At 69.1% G+C, this 16,006-nt stretch carries 18 protein-coding genes and 1 tRNA gene; 9 read left to right on the forward strand and 10 right to left on the reverse strand.

Features of this window, described 5'->3' with window-relative positions:
• Positions 1 to 22: 22 nt before the first annotated feature.
• Complete coding sequence (locus F9288_RS14545; protein ID WP_174837446.1) at positions 23 to 1,207, reverse strand: molybdopterin molybdotransferase MoeA; 1,185 nt, start codon at positions 1,205 to 1,207, stop codon at positions 23 to 25.
• A gap of 72 nt (positions 1,208 to 1,279) precedes the next feature.
• Between F9288_RS14545 and F9288_RS14550 the strand changes: the two genes are divergently transcribed.
• Positions 1,280 to 2,665, forward strand: coding sequence for an RNB domain-containing ribonuclease (locus F9288_RS14550; RefSeq protein ID WP_174837447.1), 1,386 nt, complete (start codon positions 1,280 to 1,282; stop codon positions 2,663 to 2,665).
• Between the two features lie 3 nt (positions 2,666 to 2,668).
• Here F9288_RS14550 and thpR read toward each other — a convergent pair whose 3' ends face one another.
• Positions 2,669 to 3,214 carry an RNA 2',3'-cyclic phosphodiesterase gene (gene thpR / locus F9288_RS14555; protein ID WP_174837448.1) on the reverse strand — a complete coding sequence of 182 codons (546 nt, stop codon included), beginning with the start codon at positions 3,212 to 3,214 and terminating at the stop codon, positions 2,669 to 2,671.
• A 122-nt stretch (positions 3,215 to 3,336) separates the two neighbouring features.
• Here thpR and F9288_RS14560 point away from each other — a divergent pair, with 122 nt between their 5' ends.
• The 5 genes from F9288_RS14560 (at position 3,337) to F9288_RS14580 (ending at position 8,340) form a co-directional block, all read left to right on the forward strand.
• Positions 3,337 to 4,086 (forward strand): Bax inhibitor-1/YccA family protein, encoded by a 750-nt coding sequence (locus F9288_RS14560; protein WP_174837449.1) that lies wholly within the window; start codon positions 3,337 to 3,339, stop codon positions 4,084 to 4,086.
• A gap of 133 nt (positions 4,087 to 4,219) precedes the next feature.
• Positions 4,220 to 4,528 (forward strand): PilZ domain-containing protein, encoded by a 309-nt coding sequence (locus F9288_RS14565; protein WP_174837450.1) that lies wholly within the window; start codon positions 4,220 to 4,222, stop codon positions 4,526 to 4,528.
• A gap of 166 nt (positions 4,529 to 4,694) precedes the next feature.
• Positions 4,695 to 5,984 carry a thiamine pyrophosphate-dependent enzyme gene (locus tag F9288_RS14570; protein ID WP_174837451.1) on the forward strand — a complete coding sequence of 430 codons (1,290 nt, stop codon included), beginning with the start codon at positions 4,695 to 4,697 and terminating at the stop codon, positions 5,982 to 5,984.
• A 59-nt stretch (positions 5,985 to 6,043) separates the two neighbouring features.
• Positions 6,044 to 7,048 carry an alpha-ketoacid dehydrogenase subunit beta gene (locus F9288_RS14575; protein ID WP_174839106.1) on the forward strand — a complete coding sequence of 335 codons (1,005 nt, stop codon included), beginning with the start codon at positions 6,044 to 6,046 and terminating at the stop codon, positions 7,046 to 7,048.
• A gap of 5 nt (positions 7,049 to 7,053) precedes the next feature.
• Positions 7,054 to 8,340, forward strand: coding sequence for a dihydrolipoamide acetyltransferase family protein (locus F9288_RS14580; RefSeq protein WP_174837452.1), 1,287 nt, complete (start codon positions 7,054 to 7,056; stop codon positions 8,338 to 8,340).
• Between the two features lie 46 nt (positions 8,341 to 8,386).
• Here F9288_RS14580 and F9288_RS14585 read toward each other — a convergent pair whose 3' ends face one another.
• From F9288_RS14585 to F9288_RS14595, 3 genes are all read right to left on the reverse strand, one after another.
• On the reverse strand, positions 8,387 to 8,530 hold the full coding sequence (locus tag F9288_RS14585; RefSeq protein ID WP_174837453.1) for a lmo0937 family membrane protein: 144 nt from the start codon (positions 8,528 to 8,530) through the stop codon (positions 8,387 to 8,389).
• A 142-nt stretch (positions 8,531 to 8,672) separates the two neighbouring features.
• Complete coding sequence (locus tag F9288_RS14590) at positions 8,673 to 9,368, reverse strand: NTP transferase domain-containing protein (protein WP_174837454.1); 696 nt, start codon at positions 9,366 to 9,368, stop codon at positions 8,673 to 8,675.
• Positions 9,365 to 10,471 (reverse strand): inositol-3-phosphate synthase, encoded by a 1,107-nt coding sequence (locus F9288_RS14595; RefSeq protein ID WP_174837455.1) that lies wholly within the window; start codon positions 10,469 to 10,471, stop codon positions 9,365 to 9,367. The genes F9288_RS14590 and F9288_RS14595 overlap by 4 nt, the downstream gene beginning before the upstream one ends.
• A 122-nt stretch (positions 10,472 to 10,593) precedes the next feature.
• On the opposite strand from F9288_RS14595, the gene F9288_RS14600 reads away from it, so the two are divergent.
• Both F9288_RS14600 and F9288_RS14605 read left to right on the forward strand, forming a co-directional pair.
• Positions 10,594 to 11,472: a CDP-alcohol phosphatidyltransferase family protein gene (locus F9288_RS14600; protein ID WP_174837456.1), complete on the forward strand. Its 879-nt coding sequence runs from the start codon at positions 10,594 to 10,596 to the stop codon at positions 11,470 to 11,472.
• Between the two features lie 65 nt (positions 11,473 to 11,537).
• Positions 11,538 to 12,065, forward strand: a complete 528-nt coding sequence (locus tag F9288_RS14605) for a superoxide dismutase family protein (protein WP_174839107.1) — start codon at positions 11,538 to 11,540, stop codon at positions 12,063 to 12,065.
• Here the strand turns inward: F9288_RS14605 and F9288_RS14610 are convergent.
• The gene (locus tag F9288_RS14610) at positions 12,053 to 12,574 is read right to left on the reverse strand and encodes a GNAT family N-acetyltransferase (RefSeq protein WP_174837457.1); all 522 of its coding nucleotides are present in this window, start codon (positions 12,572 to 12,574) and stop codon (positions 12,053 to 12,055) included. The two genes, F9288_RS14605 and F9288_RS14610, sit on opposite strands and share 13 nt — an antisense overlap.
• Positions 12,575 to 12,715: 141 nt before the next feature.
• Here F9288_RS14610 and F9288_RS14615 point away from each other — a divergent pair, with 141 nt between their 5' ends.
• Positions 12,716 to 13,189, forward strand: a complete 474-nt coding sequence (locus F9288_RS14615; protein WP_174837458.1) for a hemerythrin domain-containing protein — start codon at positions 12,716 to 12,718, stop codon at positions 13,187 to 13,189.
• Here the strand turns inward: F9288_RS14615 and F9288_RS14620 are convergent.
• From F9288_RS14620 to moaA, 4 genes are all read right to left on the reverse strand, one after another.
• A complete protein-coding gene (locus F9288_RS14620; protein WP_254620895.1) occupies positions 13,176 to 13,844 on the reverse strand; it encodes a Crp/Fnr family transcriptional regulator in 669 nt (222 codons plus the stop codon). The two genes, F9288_RS14615 and F9288_RS14620, sit on opposite strands and share 14 nt — an antisense overlap.
• A 119-nt stretch (positions 13,845 to 13,963) precedes the next feature.
• Positions 13,964 to 14,038: transfer RNA gene (locus tag F9288_RS14625), tRNA-Asn, on the reverse strand.
• A gap of 67 nt (positions 14,039 to 14,105) precedes the next feature.
• On the reverse strand, positions 14,106 to 14,885 hold the full coding sequence (locus tag F9288_RS14630) for an NAD kinase (RefSeq protein WP_174837460.1): 780 nt from the start codon (positions 14,883 to 14,885) through the stop codon (positions 14,106 to 14,108).
• Positions 14,882 to 15,895, reverse strand: a complete 1,014-nt coding sequence (gene moaA / locus F9288_RS14635) for a GTP 3',8-cyclase MoaA (protein WP_174837461.1) — start codon at positions 15,893 to 15,895, stop codon at positions 14,882 to 14,884. The genes F9288_RS14630 and moaA overlap by 4 nt, the downstream gene beginning before the upstream one ends.
• Positions 15,896 to 16,006 lie beyond the last annotated feature (111 nt).

A 16,006-nucleotide genomic window follows, 5' to 3' on the forward strand; every position in this document is an offset into this window, starting at 1 on the left:
TTATGGAACAATCGTGGCCGGGTCAAGCGATGACGAGGATATCCGCCGATTCGCCCGCCGCCATCGCCGGGGCATGAGGCTCACGCACGACGAGGCAGGTCGCGCGCGCCAATGTCGCGAGCATCGAGCTGTCCTGGATCGTGGCGGCAAACAGCAACCCGTCGCGCAGCTCCGCGCGGACATAATCGGTGCGCGGGCCGTTCGCGGGCAGCGGCTCGCCCAGCGTCGCGCGGGTCGGACGCGGGAAGGGATCGCGCGCGCCGGCCAGCGCGGCGACCAGCGGCCGCACGAACAGCAGGCCGGTGACGAAGGCGGACACCGGATTGCCCGGCAGCCCGACGACCACGCAGTCGCCGCGCCGCCCGGCCATCATCGGCTTGCCGGGGCGCAGCGCGATGCGCCAGAAGTCGATTGTCGCGCCGGCCGCCTCCAGCGCCGGGCGGACGAGATCATGGTCGCCGACCGACGCCCCCCCGGTGGTGACCAGCACGTCCGCCGCGACATCGGCGAAGGCGCGGGCCAGCGCGTCGAGCCGGTCGGGCAGGATGCCGAGATCGACGAACTCCACCGACAGGTCGCGGAGCATCGCGCGCAGCATCAGCCGGTTCGATTCCGGAAGGCCGGGCGCATCGCCGCCCGGCTCGACCAGCTCGTCGCCGGTCGCGGCGAGCGCCACGCGGACCGGACGGCCGACCTCCACCTCGCGCACCGCCCCGGTGGCGGCCAGCGCGAGGCGGGCGGGGGTCAGCAGATCGCCCGCCGTGCCCAGCATGTCGCCCTCGTGGAAATCCAGCCCGCGCGCGCGGACGTTGCGGGTGCGGCAGGCCGGTCCCTCGCCCGCGAGGCGCAGCATGTCGCCGTCGCGCGCCGCTTCCTCCTGCACCAGCACCGTGTCGGCGCCCGGCGGCAGCGGCGCGCCGGTGAAGATCCGCACCGCCTCGCCAGCGCCCACCACGCCGCCGAAGCCGTGGCCGGCGGCGCTCTCGCCGATCACCCGCCACGGGCCGGGCATGTCGGCGAAGCGGATCGCATAGCCGTCCATCGCCGACAGGTCGGCGGCCGGCTGGGTGCGGCGGGCGATCGCCGGCGCGCGCAGATAGCGCCCGGCGGCCTCGACCAGCGGCAGGCGTTCCGCGGCGAGCGTCGGCGCGAGCGACAGCAGCCGCGCCTGTGCCCCGGCGACGGGCAGGAGGGGAAGGTTGGCCATCCCCGCCTCATGGCACGGCCGCGCCGCCGGAGCCAATCGACAGCGCGTCGTCGCGCCGATAGCCTGTGCGCGATGAAAACCCTGCTCGACCCGGATCGCGCGCTGACCGAGGGCCTCGCCGCGATCCGCACGCAATATAATGTCCCCACCGATTTCCCGCCGCAGGTGCTGGCCGCCGCCGACGAGGCGGCGAAACGCGCGCCGACCGCGCATGTCGATCGCACCGCGATCCCGTTCGTCACGCTCGATCCGGCAAGCTCGACCGATCTCGATCAGGCCTTCGCGATCGAGCCGGCGGGGAGCGACCTGCTGCTGCGCTATGCGATCGCGGATGTCGCGTGGTTCGTGGACGAGGGCGGCGCGCTGGACGCGGAGGCGTGGAAGCGCGGCGAATCGCTCTACCTGCCGGATGGCAAGGCGCCGCTCTATCCGCCGGTGCTCGGCGAGGGCGCGGCGAGCCTGCTGCCGACCGGGGATCGCCCGGCGGTGATCTTCGCGGTGCGGGTCGCGCCGGACGGGGCGGCGCGGCTCGACGGCGTGGAACGCGCGGTGATCCGCAGCCGCGCCAAGCTCGCCTATGAGACGGTGACGCCCGCCGATCTGCCGCCGGATTTCGCCGAACTGGCCAACCGGATCGGCGCGGCGGAGGACCGGCGCGGGGCCGCGCGGGTCGATCCGCCGGAGCAGGAGCTGGCGCGCAACGGCGACGGGCGGCTTCAGCTCCGCTTCGCGCCGCGCGAGGAATCGGAGGACCAGAACGCGGCGATGTCGCTCGCGACCAATCTGGCGGTGGCTGACGCGCTCCTCGCGCATCACACCGGGCTGTTCCGCGTCATGCCGGGGCCGGACGACCGCGCCGTCGCGCGGCTGCGCAACGCGGCGCGGGCGCTGGGGATCGACTGGCCGGCGGCGATGTCACTCGCGGACTTCCAGCGCGGGCTGGACGGGCATGACGCGCGGCAGGCGGCGATGATGGTCGCGATCCGGCGCGCGGGCGAGGGGGCGAGCTATGCGCCGTACCAGCCCGACGTGGTGCCGTGGCACGCGGCGGTCGCGGCGACCTATGCCCATGCCACCGCCCCGCTGCGCCGGCTCGCGGATCGCTACGTCGTGCAGGCGGCGCTCGCGGTGGCGAACGGCTTGCCGGTGCCCGATTTCGTCTCCGCCGCGTTCGGCAGGCTCCCGCCGGTGATGGCGCATTCCGGCTCGATCGCCGGCTCGATCGACCGCGCGGTGATCGACATGGCCGAGGCGGTGATGCTCCACGGGCTGGAGGGGCAGACATTCGAGGCGGTGATCCTCGACCGCGACGAGCGCGGCGCGCGCATCCAGCTATGCGACCGGCCGGTGGTGGCGCGGGTGCAGACCGACGCGGGCGAGCCGGGCGATACGATCCCGGTGCGGCTCGACGAGGCCGATCCGGTGCGGCGCGCGCTGCGTTTCTCGCGCGCCGGCTGAGGATCACCGGCCGAGCGGATGGCGCAGCACCGGGGCATAGCTCGCCCCGTCATGCCCGAGCCGGCTTTCGTAGAGGATCAGCTCGTCCATCGCGAAGGGCGCGCTGGAGAGCGTGGCGTGATCCGCCAGCCAGCGTTCGATCATCGCGCCATGCCCCGCGCCGCGCGGCAGCCGCGCGAGCGTGATGTGCGGCAGATAGGCACGCCGCTCCGGCTCCAGTCCGAGCCGCACCAGCGCGTGATCGACCTTGCGGTGGAGCGCCGCCAGCGCCTCGTGCGGGGCGACCGCCGCCCACAGCGCATCGGTCCGCCCGCGCTTGTCGAACCGGCCGACGCCGGCGAGCGCGACCTCCGGCGCGGCCGCCGCGACGCCGGACAGCGCCAGCGCGATCTCCTCCGCCAGCGGCCGCTCGACCTCGCCGATGAAGCGCAGCGTGAGGTGGAGCTGGGCATCGTCCTGCCAGCGCGCGCCGGGCACGCCGCCCATCGCCCGCATGAGCGCGGCGCGGATCGCCTGGGGAGGGCGCAGGGCGACGAACAGGCGGTGCATCGGGCTGACCTTTTTGTAACGAAAGATTGCTCCGGGGCGGCTCGCTTGAAAAATTCGGCCGCGCAGGCAATATTTCACACATTCCGGCGCAATTCATTGCCGGACAAAGGAGCGAAGTGACAATGGCTAACTGGTCCGACCCCCGGCCGACCGCCGCCCCGTTCGGGACGAGCGCCGCCGATACGCGCGGTGCCGCGTATGACGCGGGTCTCCGGTCTTACATGCTGTCGGTCTACAATTACATGGCGTCCGGCGTGTTGCTGACCGGGATCGTGGCGCTGCTGTTCGCCAGCGGCGGGCGCGACAGCATGGCCGCGCAGGTGTTCATGGCGCCCGGCATCCTGAAATATCTCGTTATCTTCTCGCCGCTCGCCTTCATCATGGTGCTGAACTTCGGGCTGAACCGCCTGTCGACCGGCGCGGCGCAGATGATCTTCTGGGCCTTCGCCGCCGTGATGGGCGTGTCGATGTCGACGATCTTCCTCGTCTATACCGGCACCTCGATCGCCATCACCTTCTTCGCCACCGCCGTCGCCTTCCTGTCGCTCAGCCTCTACGGCTATTCGACGAAGCGCGACCTGTCGGGTTTCGGCACCTTCCTCATCATGGGCGTGGTCGGCATCATCGTCGCCTCGCTGCTCAACCTGTGGTTCAAGTCGCCCGCGATGGCGATGGTCATCAGCGCGGTCGGCGTGCTGCTGTTCGCCGGCCTCACCGCCTATGACACGCAGCGGATCAAGAGCATGTATGCCTATGTCGCCGGCACCGACATGGTCGGCAAGATGGTCATCATGGGCGCGCTGTCGCTCTACCTCGACTTCGTCAACATGTTCCAGTTCCTGCTGTCCTTCATGGGCAACAACCGCAACTGATCGCGGCGACGCGCTGAAAGCCAGGCCCGGCGGGGAGACCTGCCGGGCCTTTCTTTTGCGGCCGGCAGCCCCCCGGCTACCTATCGTTAACCATGTCGTGTCAGGGTGGCGGCTCGCAACAGGGACCGTATCGATGACCGCCCGCGCCAAGCCCAAGGATGCCCGTCGCGCCCCGCGCTCGCCAGTAGAGTGCCGCGCGACCGCGCGCGTCGCCGTCTCGGTCGAGCTGCTCGACGCATCGGTCAACGGCATCCGCGCGCGCCTGTCGATTCCGCTGCCGGTCGGCACCACGCTGAAGATGGGATTGCCGGGCGGGGTGCAGCGCCATGCGCGGATCATCTGGAGCACTGATGGCGAGATCGGCTGCGAGTTCCTCGCGCCGCTGTCGAGCGAGGAACTGGAGTCGCTGCTCGCCGCGACGCCGGACGCGCGCCCGCGCTGATCTCCACGCCGCCCGCGACCGCCGCGGGCATCATCGTCGAAGCCCCGAAAGACGTTCTGCGCTATACAAATTGCGCGGTGCCGCCAGTTTCGCCGCTTGAAATTATATTTCAATCGCGCGAAACAGGCGTGCGCGCCGGCCGACGTGGCGCGAGTCTGGAGAGAGCATGTCCGGCGATCCCGATCGCAGCAATCTGAAGCCATTGTCGCTCCACGTGCCGGAGCCGCGTTTCCGCCCCGGCGACGAGGTGGATTTCTCCGTGGTCGAGGTGCCGGCGGCCGGCTCCGCGCCGCGACCCGATACGCATGACGAGGCCGCGTCGTTCAGCGGCCTCGCTTACTCGCTGGTGCGCGTGCTGGACGATGACGGGCAGGCGGTCGGCCCGTGGAACCCGCGCCTTTCGCCCGACAGGCTGCGCCGAATGCTGCGCCACATGGCGCTGGTCCGCGCCTTCGACGAGCGCATGTTCCGCGCGCAACGGCAGGGCAAGACCAGCTTCTACATGAAATCGCTCGGCGAGGAGGCGGTGTCGGTCGCGGCGGCCCATGCGCTGCATTATGACGACATGTGCTTCCCCTCCTATCGCCAGCAGGGCTTGCTGATCGCGCGCGACTGGTCGCTGGTCGACATGATGAACCAGATCTATTCGAACCGCGCGGACCGGCTTCAGGGCAAGCAGCTGCCGATCATGTATTCGGTGCGCGAGGCGGGCTTCTTCTCGATCTCCGGCAACCTCACGACGCAATATCCGCAGGCGGTGGGCTGGGCGATGGCTTCCGCCTCCAAGGGCGACACGCGCATCGCGGCGACATGGTGCGGCGAGGGATCGACGGCGGAGGGCGATTTCCACTCCGCGCTGACCTTCGCCACCGTCTATCGCGCGCCGGTGGTCTTCAACGTGGTCAACAACCAATGGGCGATCTCCAGCTTCTCCGGCTTCGCGGGCGCGGAGGCGACTACCTTCGCGGCGCGGGCGATCGGTTACGGCATTGCCGGCCTGCGCGTCGACGGCAATGACGCGCTCGCCGTCTATGCCGCGACCGCCTGGGCCGCCGAGCGCGCGCGCACCAACGCCGGGCCGACGCTGATCGAGCATTTCACCTATCGCGCCGAGGGGCATTCCACTTCCGACGATCCCAGCGCCTATCGCTCCGCCGGCGAGCCGAACGCCTGGCCGCTGGGTGATCCGATCCGGCGGCTCAAGGACCATCTCATCGCGATCGGCGAATGGGACGAAGACCGGCAGGTGGCGATGGATCGCGAGGTCGCGGAGGAGGTGAAGGCCGCGCAGAAGGAGGCCGAGAAGAACGGCATCCTCGGCCACGGCCTGCTCCAGCCGCTCGACAGCCTGTTCGAGGGCGTGTTCGAGGAGATGCCCTGGCATCTTCGCGAGCAGCGGCAGCAGATGCTGGCCGAGGAGGAAGCCTCCGGCCGTCCGTGGGCGCGCAAGGGATGACGCGAGTGGCAGAGGTTATCGAGAGCGAAGCGGGCGCCGGGACCGGCGACATTGCCCGCATGAACATGATCCAGGCGATCAACTCCGCGCTGGACGTGATGATGGCGCGCGACGACGCGATCGTCGTGATGGGCGAGGACGTGGGCTATTTCGGCGGCGTGTTCCGCGCCACCGCCGGGCTTCAGGCCAGATACGGCAAGACCCGCGTGTTCGACACGCCGATCACCGAATGCGGGATCATCGGCGTCGCGGTGGGGATGGGGGCCTATGGCCTGCGTCCGGTGCCGGAGATTCAGTTCGCGGATTATATCTATCCCGCGCTCGACCAGCTCGTCAGCGAGGCGGCGCGGCTGCGCTACCGCTCCGATGGCGAATTCATCGCGCCGCTCACGGTGCGCTCGCCGTTCGGCGGCGGCATCTTCGGCGGGCAGACGCATTCGCAATCGCCGGAGGGCATCTTCACCCACGTTTCGGGACTCAAGACGGTGATTCCCTCGACGCCCTACGACGCCAAGGGCCTGCTGATCGCTGCGATCGAGGACAATGATCCGGTCATCTTCTTCGAGCCGAAGCGCATCTACAACGGCCCGTTCAACGGCCATTGGGACCGGCCGGCGGAGAATTGGTCGAAGCATCCGGCCGGCGAGGTGCCGACGGGCTATTACCGCATCCCGCTGGGCAAGGCGAACGTGGTGCGCGAGGGCGAGGCGGTGACGATCCTCGCTTACGGCACGATGGTCCACGTCTGCCTGAACGTGGTGGCGGAGGCGGGGGTCGATGCGGAGGTGATCGACCTGCGCACGCTCGTCCCGCTCGATATCGGGACGATCGAGGAATCGGTGCGCAAGACCGGCCGCTGCATGATCGTCCATGAGGCGACGCGCACCTCCGGCTTCGGGGCGGAACTGTCCGCGCTGGTGCAGGAACGCTGCTTCTACCATCTGGAAGCGCCGATCGAACGTGTCACCGGGTTCGACACGCCCTATCCGCACAGCCTCGAATGGGCCTATTTCCCGGGGCCGGTGCGGATCGGTCAGGCGCTCAAGAAGATTCTGAAGGATTGACGAGGATGGCGCGTTTCAACTTCCGCCTGCCCGATATCGGCGAAGGCATTTCCGAGGCCGAGATCGTCGCGTGGCACGTCAAGGTCGGCGACCGGGTCGAGGAGGACCAGCAGATCGCCGACATGATGACCGACAAGGCGACGGTCGAGATGGAAAGCCCGGTCTCGGGCACCGTCGTCGAGCTGGCCGGCGAGGTCGGCGATCAGGTGTCGATCGGTTCGACGCTGGTGGTGATCGAGATCGACGGCGAGGAGGAAGCGGCCGTCGAGATCGAGGAGGAGACGCCGGGATCGGCGGTGGCGGAGCCGGTCGCGGTGGTGGAGAGCGTCTCGCACCCGGAACTCGCCGCTCCGGCTCCCGTCGAGGCCGCTCCGGCAGCCGCCAACAACGCGGAGCGTTCTGCGCCGAAGGACGAGGCACATGCGGCTCCCCACGTCCTCGCATCGCCCGCCGTTCGCGCCCGTGCGCGTGATCTCGGCATCGACCTGGCGCAGGTGAAGCCGGCGGAGGGCGATCGCGTCCGCCACGCCGATCTCGACGCCTATCTGCGCTATGCCTCGGGACAGGGCTATCTCGCGCCGCACGCCAGCCGCGCGCGGGCTGACGAGCAGGTCAGGGTGATCGGGATGCGCCGCCGCATCGCCGAGAACATGGCCGCCGCGAAGCGCCACATCCCGCATTTCACCTATGTCGACGAGATCGACGTGACCGAGCTGGAGCGCGTCCGCGCCGATCTCAACGCGATGCGTGGTGGCCGGCCGAAGCTGACGATGCTGCCGCTGCTGATCGTCGCGATCTGCCGCAGCCTGCCGCAATTCCCGATGCTCAACGCGCGCTATGATGACGAGGCGGGCGTGGTTACGCGTTCGGGCCGTGTCCACCTCGGCATGGCGACGCAGACCGATGCGGGCCTGACCGTGCCGGTGATCCGGGACGCGCAGGACAGAAACGTCTGGCAGCTCGCGGCCGAGATTACGCGGCTGGCGGACGCCGCGCGCGCCTCCAGGCTGAAGCCGGAGGAGCTGGGCGGCGGCACGATCACCGTCACCAGCCTCGGCCCGCTCGGCGGCATCGCGACCACCCCCGTCATCAACCGGCCGGAAGTGGCGATCATCGGCCCGAACAAGATCGTCGAGCGCCCGGTGTTCCGTGGCGATGACATCGTGCGGGCGAAGCTGATGAACCTGTCGATCAGCTGCGACCATCGCGTCGTCGACGGATGGGACGCGGCCAGCTACGTCCAGGCGCTCAGGAAGCTGCTCGAAACCCCGGTGCTGCTGTTCGCCGATTGATCGCGCGAGGCGCCGGCCGCGGGCGAGCCGCCGGCGCTTTTCGATCCTATACCCGGCGGCCGGTGAAAAGCTGGACCAGCCCGACCACCAGCGCGACGATCAGCAGGATGTGGATCAGCCCGCCCGCGATATGCAGGCTGAAGCCGAGCAGCCACAGGATCAGCAGGATTACGACAATGGTCCAGAGCATCGTTCTTCCTCTCCATCTGGAATGGGACGAGAACGTGCATCCTGTCGAAACCGTTCCGAAACGCAGCAGCGCGTCCCGCGCTTCACGCTGAAGCCGAGGAGCGGGCGAAGCGCGCGGCCGGCCTCGCCCGAGCCGTCGCGGGTCAGGCGGCCAGCGCCGCCTCGGCCTGCGCGAGCGCCCTGGGGTCGTCCACGTCCAGCCACCAGGCGTCGCCGATATCGGTGACGCGCGCGCCGCCAGTCGTCGCCAGCGCCTCAACCCCGGCGGAGATCGACCCGCTGCCCCCCGCCGCGATGCTGGCGCGCAGCGCGTCGTGGAAGCGCCCGTCGACCGCGAACACGCCGCAATCGAACGCATCGTAATCGGGGAGATGCTTGCCGATCGCGACGATCCGGTCGCCGTCGGTGCGCACGCGCGTCACGTCGTCGAGATCGACCAGCGGATTGTCGAGCCGCCGGTCGATCGCCAGCGTCAGCGGCGCATTCGGGGCGGCGATGGCGCGCGCGACGATCGCCGGATCGAACAGATGGTCGGCCATCATCAGCAGATGCCGCTCCGGCCCGATCGCATCGGCGCCGGTCAGCACCGAATGGCCGTTGGCGAGCGACCAGTCCGCCGTGCGGACGCAGGCGATCGCAGGGTCGAGCGCGCGGAGAAAGCTCTCCAGCGCCTCCGCCTCATGCCCGGTGACGACGGTGAAGCCGCTCGCGCCGCCGGCCCGCGCCGCCGCGATGACGCGTGCGATCAGCGGCACGCCCGCGACGGGGGTCAGCGGCTTGGAGGGGGACACCGCGCGCAGCCGGCTACCATAGCCGGCCGCGACGATGAGCGCCTTCACTCGGCGGCGAGCCGCGCGTCGGCGTGGATGAAATCGTCGGTCATCTGCGCGGCGATATCGTCGGTATATTGCTCCGGCGGGTGCTTGCAGAAGAAGGAGGACGGGCCGGTCAGCGCGCCGGCGAGGCCGCGATCGAGCCCGAGCTTGCAGCAGCGGATCGCATCCACCACCACGGCGGCGGAATTGGGGCTGTCCTCCACCGAAAGGCGCAGTTCGAGGTTCATCGGCACGTCGCCGAACAGATTGCCCTCAAGCCGCAGGAAGCACAATTTGTTGTCATGCAGCCACGGGATGTAATCGGACGGGCCGACGTGGATATTCTCGTCCGCCAGCCGCTCCGCGAGCACGGCCTGCACGGCCTCCGTCTTCGATTCCTTCTTGCTCGACAAGCGGTTGCGATCGAGCATGTTCATGAAATCGGTGTTACCGCCGGTGTTGAGCTGATAGGTGTGATCGATCGTCACGCCGCGGCTCTTGAACAGGTTCGACAGGACGCGGTGCACGATCGTCGCGCCGACCTGCGCCTTCACGTCGTCGCCGATGATCGGCAGCCCGGCCTTGGTGAAGCGCGCTTCCCATTCCGGGTTGGACGCGATGAACACCGGCATGCAGTTCACCACCGCAAGGCCCGCCTCCAGCGCGCATTCCATGTAGAATTCGGTCGCCTGCTGGCTGCCGACCGGCAGGAAGTTGACGAGCACCTCGGCGCCGGAATCCTTCAGCGTCCTGATGATCGACGCGCGATCGGTGTCCGGCGTGCCGTCCACCTCGAAACCGCGATCGTTGGCGACGGTGAGCATATGGTCGGCCACGCCGTCCAGCTTCGCGCCCATCTGCACGACCGTGCCGGTCTTCGGCACGTCGGCGTGGAACACCTTGGTGCAGTTCGGCTTGGCGAAGATCGCCTCGCCCAGGTCCAGCCCGACCTTGCGCGAATCGACGTCGAACGCGGCGACGAACTCGATATCGCTGACCTTGTATCCACCGACATCTTCATGGATCAGCCCGTGGGCGGTGTTGCCGGCGGTGTAGTGATATTTGCCCTGCACCAGGCTGCTCGCGCAGTTGCCGACCCCGATGATGGCGACCTTGATCCTCGACATTAAACCCCCGCTTTGCCGGCTGCGGCCGGCGGATGACCGAATAGCTTCAGTGTCGTGACAGATGCGCGACGCCTGTCAAGCGATGGCGGCACCTGTTATTCGGCGGCAAAGGGGACTTCGCCTTGGAATCGAATGAATTGCCGGCGGCTGTTACGGGAAAGCCGCGTGAATTGCAGGGTTTCCTGAACCGGATCGCCTATCATCCCGCGGCGCGGCGACTCGCGATCCTGCTCGCCCGGACGCCGGCGACTCCGAACATGGTTTCGGTTTTCGGCGCGATGATGGTGTGCGCGACGGGGGTGCTTTACGCGCTGGTCGGGACGCCGGTCGCGATCGGGATCGGCTTCGCGCTGCATCTGCTGTGGCATGTCGTCGACGGCGCGGACGGCGATCTCGCGCGGATGACCGGGCGCGCCAGCCCGCGCGGCGAGGTGGTGGACGGCCTGTGCGACTATGGCGGCCATATCGTGCTCTACCTGCTGCTCGGCTACGCGCTCCAGCAGGTGTTCGGGCCGTTGATCTGGGTGGTCGTGGTGGGCGCGGGCGTATCGCGCATCGTTCAGTCGGTGTTCGCGGAAAGCTCGCGGCGGAGCTACCAATGGTGGGTCTATGGCGTGCCGTGGATCCAGAACAACCGCGCCGCCGGATCGACCGGGATGGGCGGGGCGCTGGCGCGCTTCTACCTCAAGGTCTCCCATGCCGTCACCGGGCCGACCGAGACGATCAACGCGCTGGTGGCGAGCGCCGAGCCGGACCCGGCCGAGCGACAGCGGATCGCGCGGCTGGCGAAGGAAACGGGACGCCGGACATTGCTGCTTCCCGGCTTGCTCGGCGCCAATCCGCGCACGATCCTGCTGGGCCTCAGCATGATCGCGGGATCGTCGGTGTGGTTCTTCCTGATCGAACTGACATTGCTCAACATCGTGCTGGCGGTTGCGATCGTGCAGCAACGGATCAATTGCACGCGCCTGATGGCGCTGATCGCGCGCGGAAGGGATTGACGCGCGGAACTTCGCGGCGCCGGAAACGGTTCGTTACCGGAACGGTATTCAAGGGAGACGGAATGATGCGCATGATCGTGGTGATGGCCGGGGCGCTGGCGCTTGCGGCCTGTGGCGAGGGCGGCGTGGAGACGGGTGCGCCCGTGGCGGGCGGCGCGCATGCGGTGGCGCTACTCAAGCTGGCGAACGGCGCCGACGCCGGCCGCGCGACCGCGACCGAGGTGGCCGGCGGGCTGCGCGTGACGGTCGATGCGAAGGGCCTGCCGCCCGGCACGCACGGCGCGCATGTCCACACCACCGGCCGCTGCGATGCCCCTGATTTCGCCAGCGCCGGGGGCCATTGGAACCCCACGAGCATGAAGCACGGCTCGATGAACCCGCAGGGGCCGCACGAGGGCGACCTGCCCAATCTGGTGATCGACACCGGCGGCCGCGGCACCGTCGCGGCGACCATTCCCGGTGCGACGATGGCCGGTCTGCTCGACGCCGACGGCGCCGCGCTGGTGATCCACGCCAATGCCGACGACCTGATGACCGACCCGGCAGGCAACAGCGGCGCGCGGATCGCCTGCGGGGTGTTTCAGGCCGGCTGAGAACCCAGCTTCCGGCTCACCTTCACCAGCGTCGGGTCGCCTTCCAGCGGCTCGACGCTGAGGCCCATCTCGCGCTCCAGGTTGACGGCGGCGACATTGTCGCGCGATTCGATCGCCTCGACCCATTGCGCGCCGCGCTCCCGCGCCTGATCCATCGCGAAGCGCATCAGCTCCCAGCCGATGCCGTGATCCTTGTGATCGCTGCGCACCGCGACGGCAAGTTCCGCGCGCTCGCCACTCGCATCGAAGCACAGCATCGCCAGCGCGAGCAGCGCGCCGCCATCCGCGTCGGCGGCAAGCCAGGTGGCGTCGCGGCCATCGTTGCGGGTCATCGTCTCGATCAGCGAGCGGCCGACGCGATTGGCCGTGGCGAGGAAGCGGAAGCGCCGGTCCTCGGGCGATAGCTGGTCGAAGAACTGGTCGATCGGGAATTCGTCGCCCGGCGCGGCGAGGCGGATGTCGAGCCGAACGCCCGCGCGCGTGGTGAGTCGGGTGGTTGGCGTCTGCATGTCGTGGCCTTTCGATGCCGGACCGCGTGGTTTGCCCGTTTCCCGATAGATTATGCCCGGTCGCCGGCTTTGACCATCGTCAAAGCGCGCGTGGCGCGATGCGCTAAGCATCGGTCGGACCTGCTTCTGGGATGTTTCGCGATGCTTGCCGGTCCTTCACGCCTCGATGCCGCTGAGCCGACCCTCGACACGCTCGAGGAGGATCACGCCATCCAGCGCGCGCTGTGCCGCGATATCGAGGCGCTGGCGGACGGGTTGCCGAAGCTGCCGCCGCTGCCCGAGGTGCGCCGCCTGTGCGATCGCGTGATGCGCGTGGCGGGCGCGCATCTCGTCCGCGCGGAGCTGGTGTTCGAGCGGCTGCCGGCCGGGCAAGGGCCGAGCGACGCTGAACTGGAGACGCTGCGCGAGATGCACGCGCTCGACGCGACGCATGCCGACGATCTGGTGATGGCGCTATGGGATCATGTCGGCCGCGAGCCGGAGGCGCACGTCGGCCAGCTCGCTTATATGCTGCGCTGCTTCTTCGACGGATGCCGCCGCGCGATCGCGCTCAAGGAAAGCTGGATCGCCGCCGCGCGCAGGGCAGGGGCGGAGCCGGGCGTCAGGCCGGATTGACGATCGCCTTCAGCGCGGCGCGGTCGAGGATCGTGCAGTCGCGCTCGCCCTTCGCGAAATCGACCACCCCCGCGGTCTTGAGGCGGGTGAGATGGCGGCTGACCGTCTCGATCGTCAGCCCAAGGAAGCCGGCCATCTCGCCGCGGCTGATCGGGATGAGCACCTGGATGCGTCCGGCGGCGTCGGGCATGCCGGTGCGCTCGGCCAGTTCGAGCAGGAAGCCGGCCACCCGCTCGCGCGCGTCCTTGCGCCCCAGCGAGAGCATTCGTTCGCGCGCCTCATCGAGCGAGGCCATGGTGCGTTCGAGCAGCAGCCGTTCCATGTGCGGATAGGTTTCGAGCGCGCGCTCGAAACCGGTGCGCGGGAAGGTACACAAATTGGTGTCGGTGAGCGCGGTGACGGTCAGCGACGCCTCGGCGGTGAAGAGCTGGCCGACGAAATCGCCGGGGAACAGCAATCCGACGATCTGCTCGCGCCCGTCGGCGGTCGAGGCGGAAACCTTGAGCGCGCCGGACACGACGTTGGCGCAGCTGCTATTGGGATCGCCCGCCCAGGTGACGACCTGCCCGGCCGCGACATCGCGCCGGCGCCCCAGCGAGCTGAGCGCGGCAAGCTCGCAATCGCTCATGCTGGCGCACAGCGCCTTGTCGCGCACGAGACAATCGAGACAGCGTTGTGGAACCCCGGACACGGCCGCCATTCTCGCATCAACGCGCGGCTTTGTCAGCACCGGTTTGTTACGGAGTTGCTGGCGCGGCGTCGCAATCAAAAGAGTGGCTCCCCGAGTTGGATTCGAACCAACGGCCGCTCGATTAACAGTCGAGAGCTCTACCGCTGAGCTATCGGGGAATGCCGTGCGGGAGGCGCGTCTATAGCCGCCTGATTCAGAGATGCAACCCCTGTTTCGCCACGAATTTCAGGCGATGAACTGCTCCATCGTGATGCGGTCGTCCAGCGCGTGCTCGGGGTCGAACAGCAGCGTCAGTTCGCGGGCGCGGTCCATCGCGATATCGACCTGCGCGACGTCGCGGATCTCGCGCTGGTCGGCCACCGCCGACACCGGTCGCTTGCCCGGATCGAGGATGCGCAGCGACACGCGCGCGCGATCGGGCAGGATCGCCCCACGCCAGCGTCGCGGGCGGAAGGCGCTGATCGGGGTGAGCGCGAGCAGGTTGGAGCCGAGCGGGAGGATCGGGCCATGCGCGGAGAGATTGTAAGCGGTCGAGCCGGCTGGCGTGGCGACGAGGATGCCGTCGCACGCCAGCTCCTCCAGCACGATGCGGTCGTTGACGGTCACCTCGATCTTCGCGGTCTGGCGCGTTTCGCGCAGCAGCGACACCTCGTTGATCGCGGGCAAGGTGTGGATGCGGCCGTCGATCCCCGTCGCCGTCATCATCAGCGGCGTTACCTTGAACGCGCGCGCGCGGTCCAGCCGGTCGTCCAGCCCCAGCCCGCGCCATTCGTTCATCAGGAAGCCGACCGTGCCGAGGTTCATCCCGAATACCGGGGGCGGCGGACGGCGGGCCTCCAGCATGGCGTGCAGCGTCTGGAGCAGGAAGCCGTCGCCGCCGAGCGCGATGACCAGATCGGCTTCCTCGACCGGGCACCAGTCCCAGGCGTCGAAAAGCTCGGCGCGGGCGGCCTGGGCCTGGGCGGTGGGCGAGGCGACCAGCGCCCGCCGGAGGTAGCTCGTCATCCGCCGGTCACGTTCATATGACGCGACACCGCCGGGGCGGCGCCGCGCGCGATGTGGAAATCGTGCGCGCGCGGCTTGGCGTCGATCGCGGCGTCGATCGCGGCGTCCAGCCCCGCGATCCCGCCGCCACGCAGCGCCTGTTTCAGATCGGCGTGATCGTCATGGCCGAGACAGGAATAGAGCCGCCCTTCGGTCGTCAGCCGCACGCGGTTGCAGCCCTCGCAGAAATTCCCGGTGAGCGGCGAGATCAAGCCGAGCCGCGTGTCGCTCCCCGCGACCCGCCAGTAGCGCGCCGGGCCACCGGTGCCGTGGAGATCGCGGGTCAGTGCATGGCTGGCGGAGAGCTGCTCGAACACGCGGGTGAGCGGGAGGAAGCGGTCGGTGCGGTCCTCGTCGATCGCGCCGAGCGGCATGGTCTCGATCAGCGTCAGGTCCAGCCCCTCCGCGATGCACCAGTCCAGCATCGCCGCGATCTCGTCATCGTTGAGACCCTTGAGCGCGACCATGTTGATCTTGACCCGCAAGCCCGCGCTGCGCGCCGCCGCGATCCCGCCGAGCACCTGCGCCACGTCGCCATGCCGGGTGATGAAACGGAAGCGATCCGCATCGCGGCTGTCGAGGCTGACGTTGATGCGGCGGATGCCGGCGTCGTGCAGCGCCCCGGCATGGTCGGCGAGGCGCGTGCCGTTGGTGGTCATCGTCAGCTCGTCCAGCCCGCCGCCGACATGCCGGCCGAGTCGCCGCGCCAGATCGATCACGTCGCGGCGCACCAGTGGCTCGCCACCCGACAGCCGGATCTTGCGCACGCCGCGCGCGATGAAGCGTTCCGCGATGACCGCGATCTCCTCCAGCGCGAGCAATTCGGCGCGGGGCAGGAAGGTCATCCGCTCGGCCATGCAATAGCGGCAGCGCAGGTCGCAGCGATCGGTGACCGAGACGCGCAGGTAGCGGATCGCCCGGCCGAAGCCGTCGACGAGCGCGCCGGGCGCATGCGGATCGGATATCGCCATCGCATGAGAGAGCTAGGCGTTGCAGCGGCTTGCGGCAACCCTGTGCCAATATTGACCCGTATCGGCTGGGAAACGATTGGCGAACGCGCGTCGTGTCGCTAACAAATCGTT

This window comes from Sphingomonas sp. CL5.1 (assembly GCF_013344685.1).
GTDB lineage: Bacteria > Pseudomonadota > Alphaproteobacteria > Sphingomonadales > Sphingomonadaceae > Sphingomonas.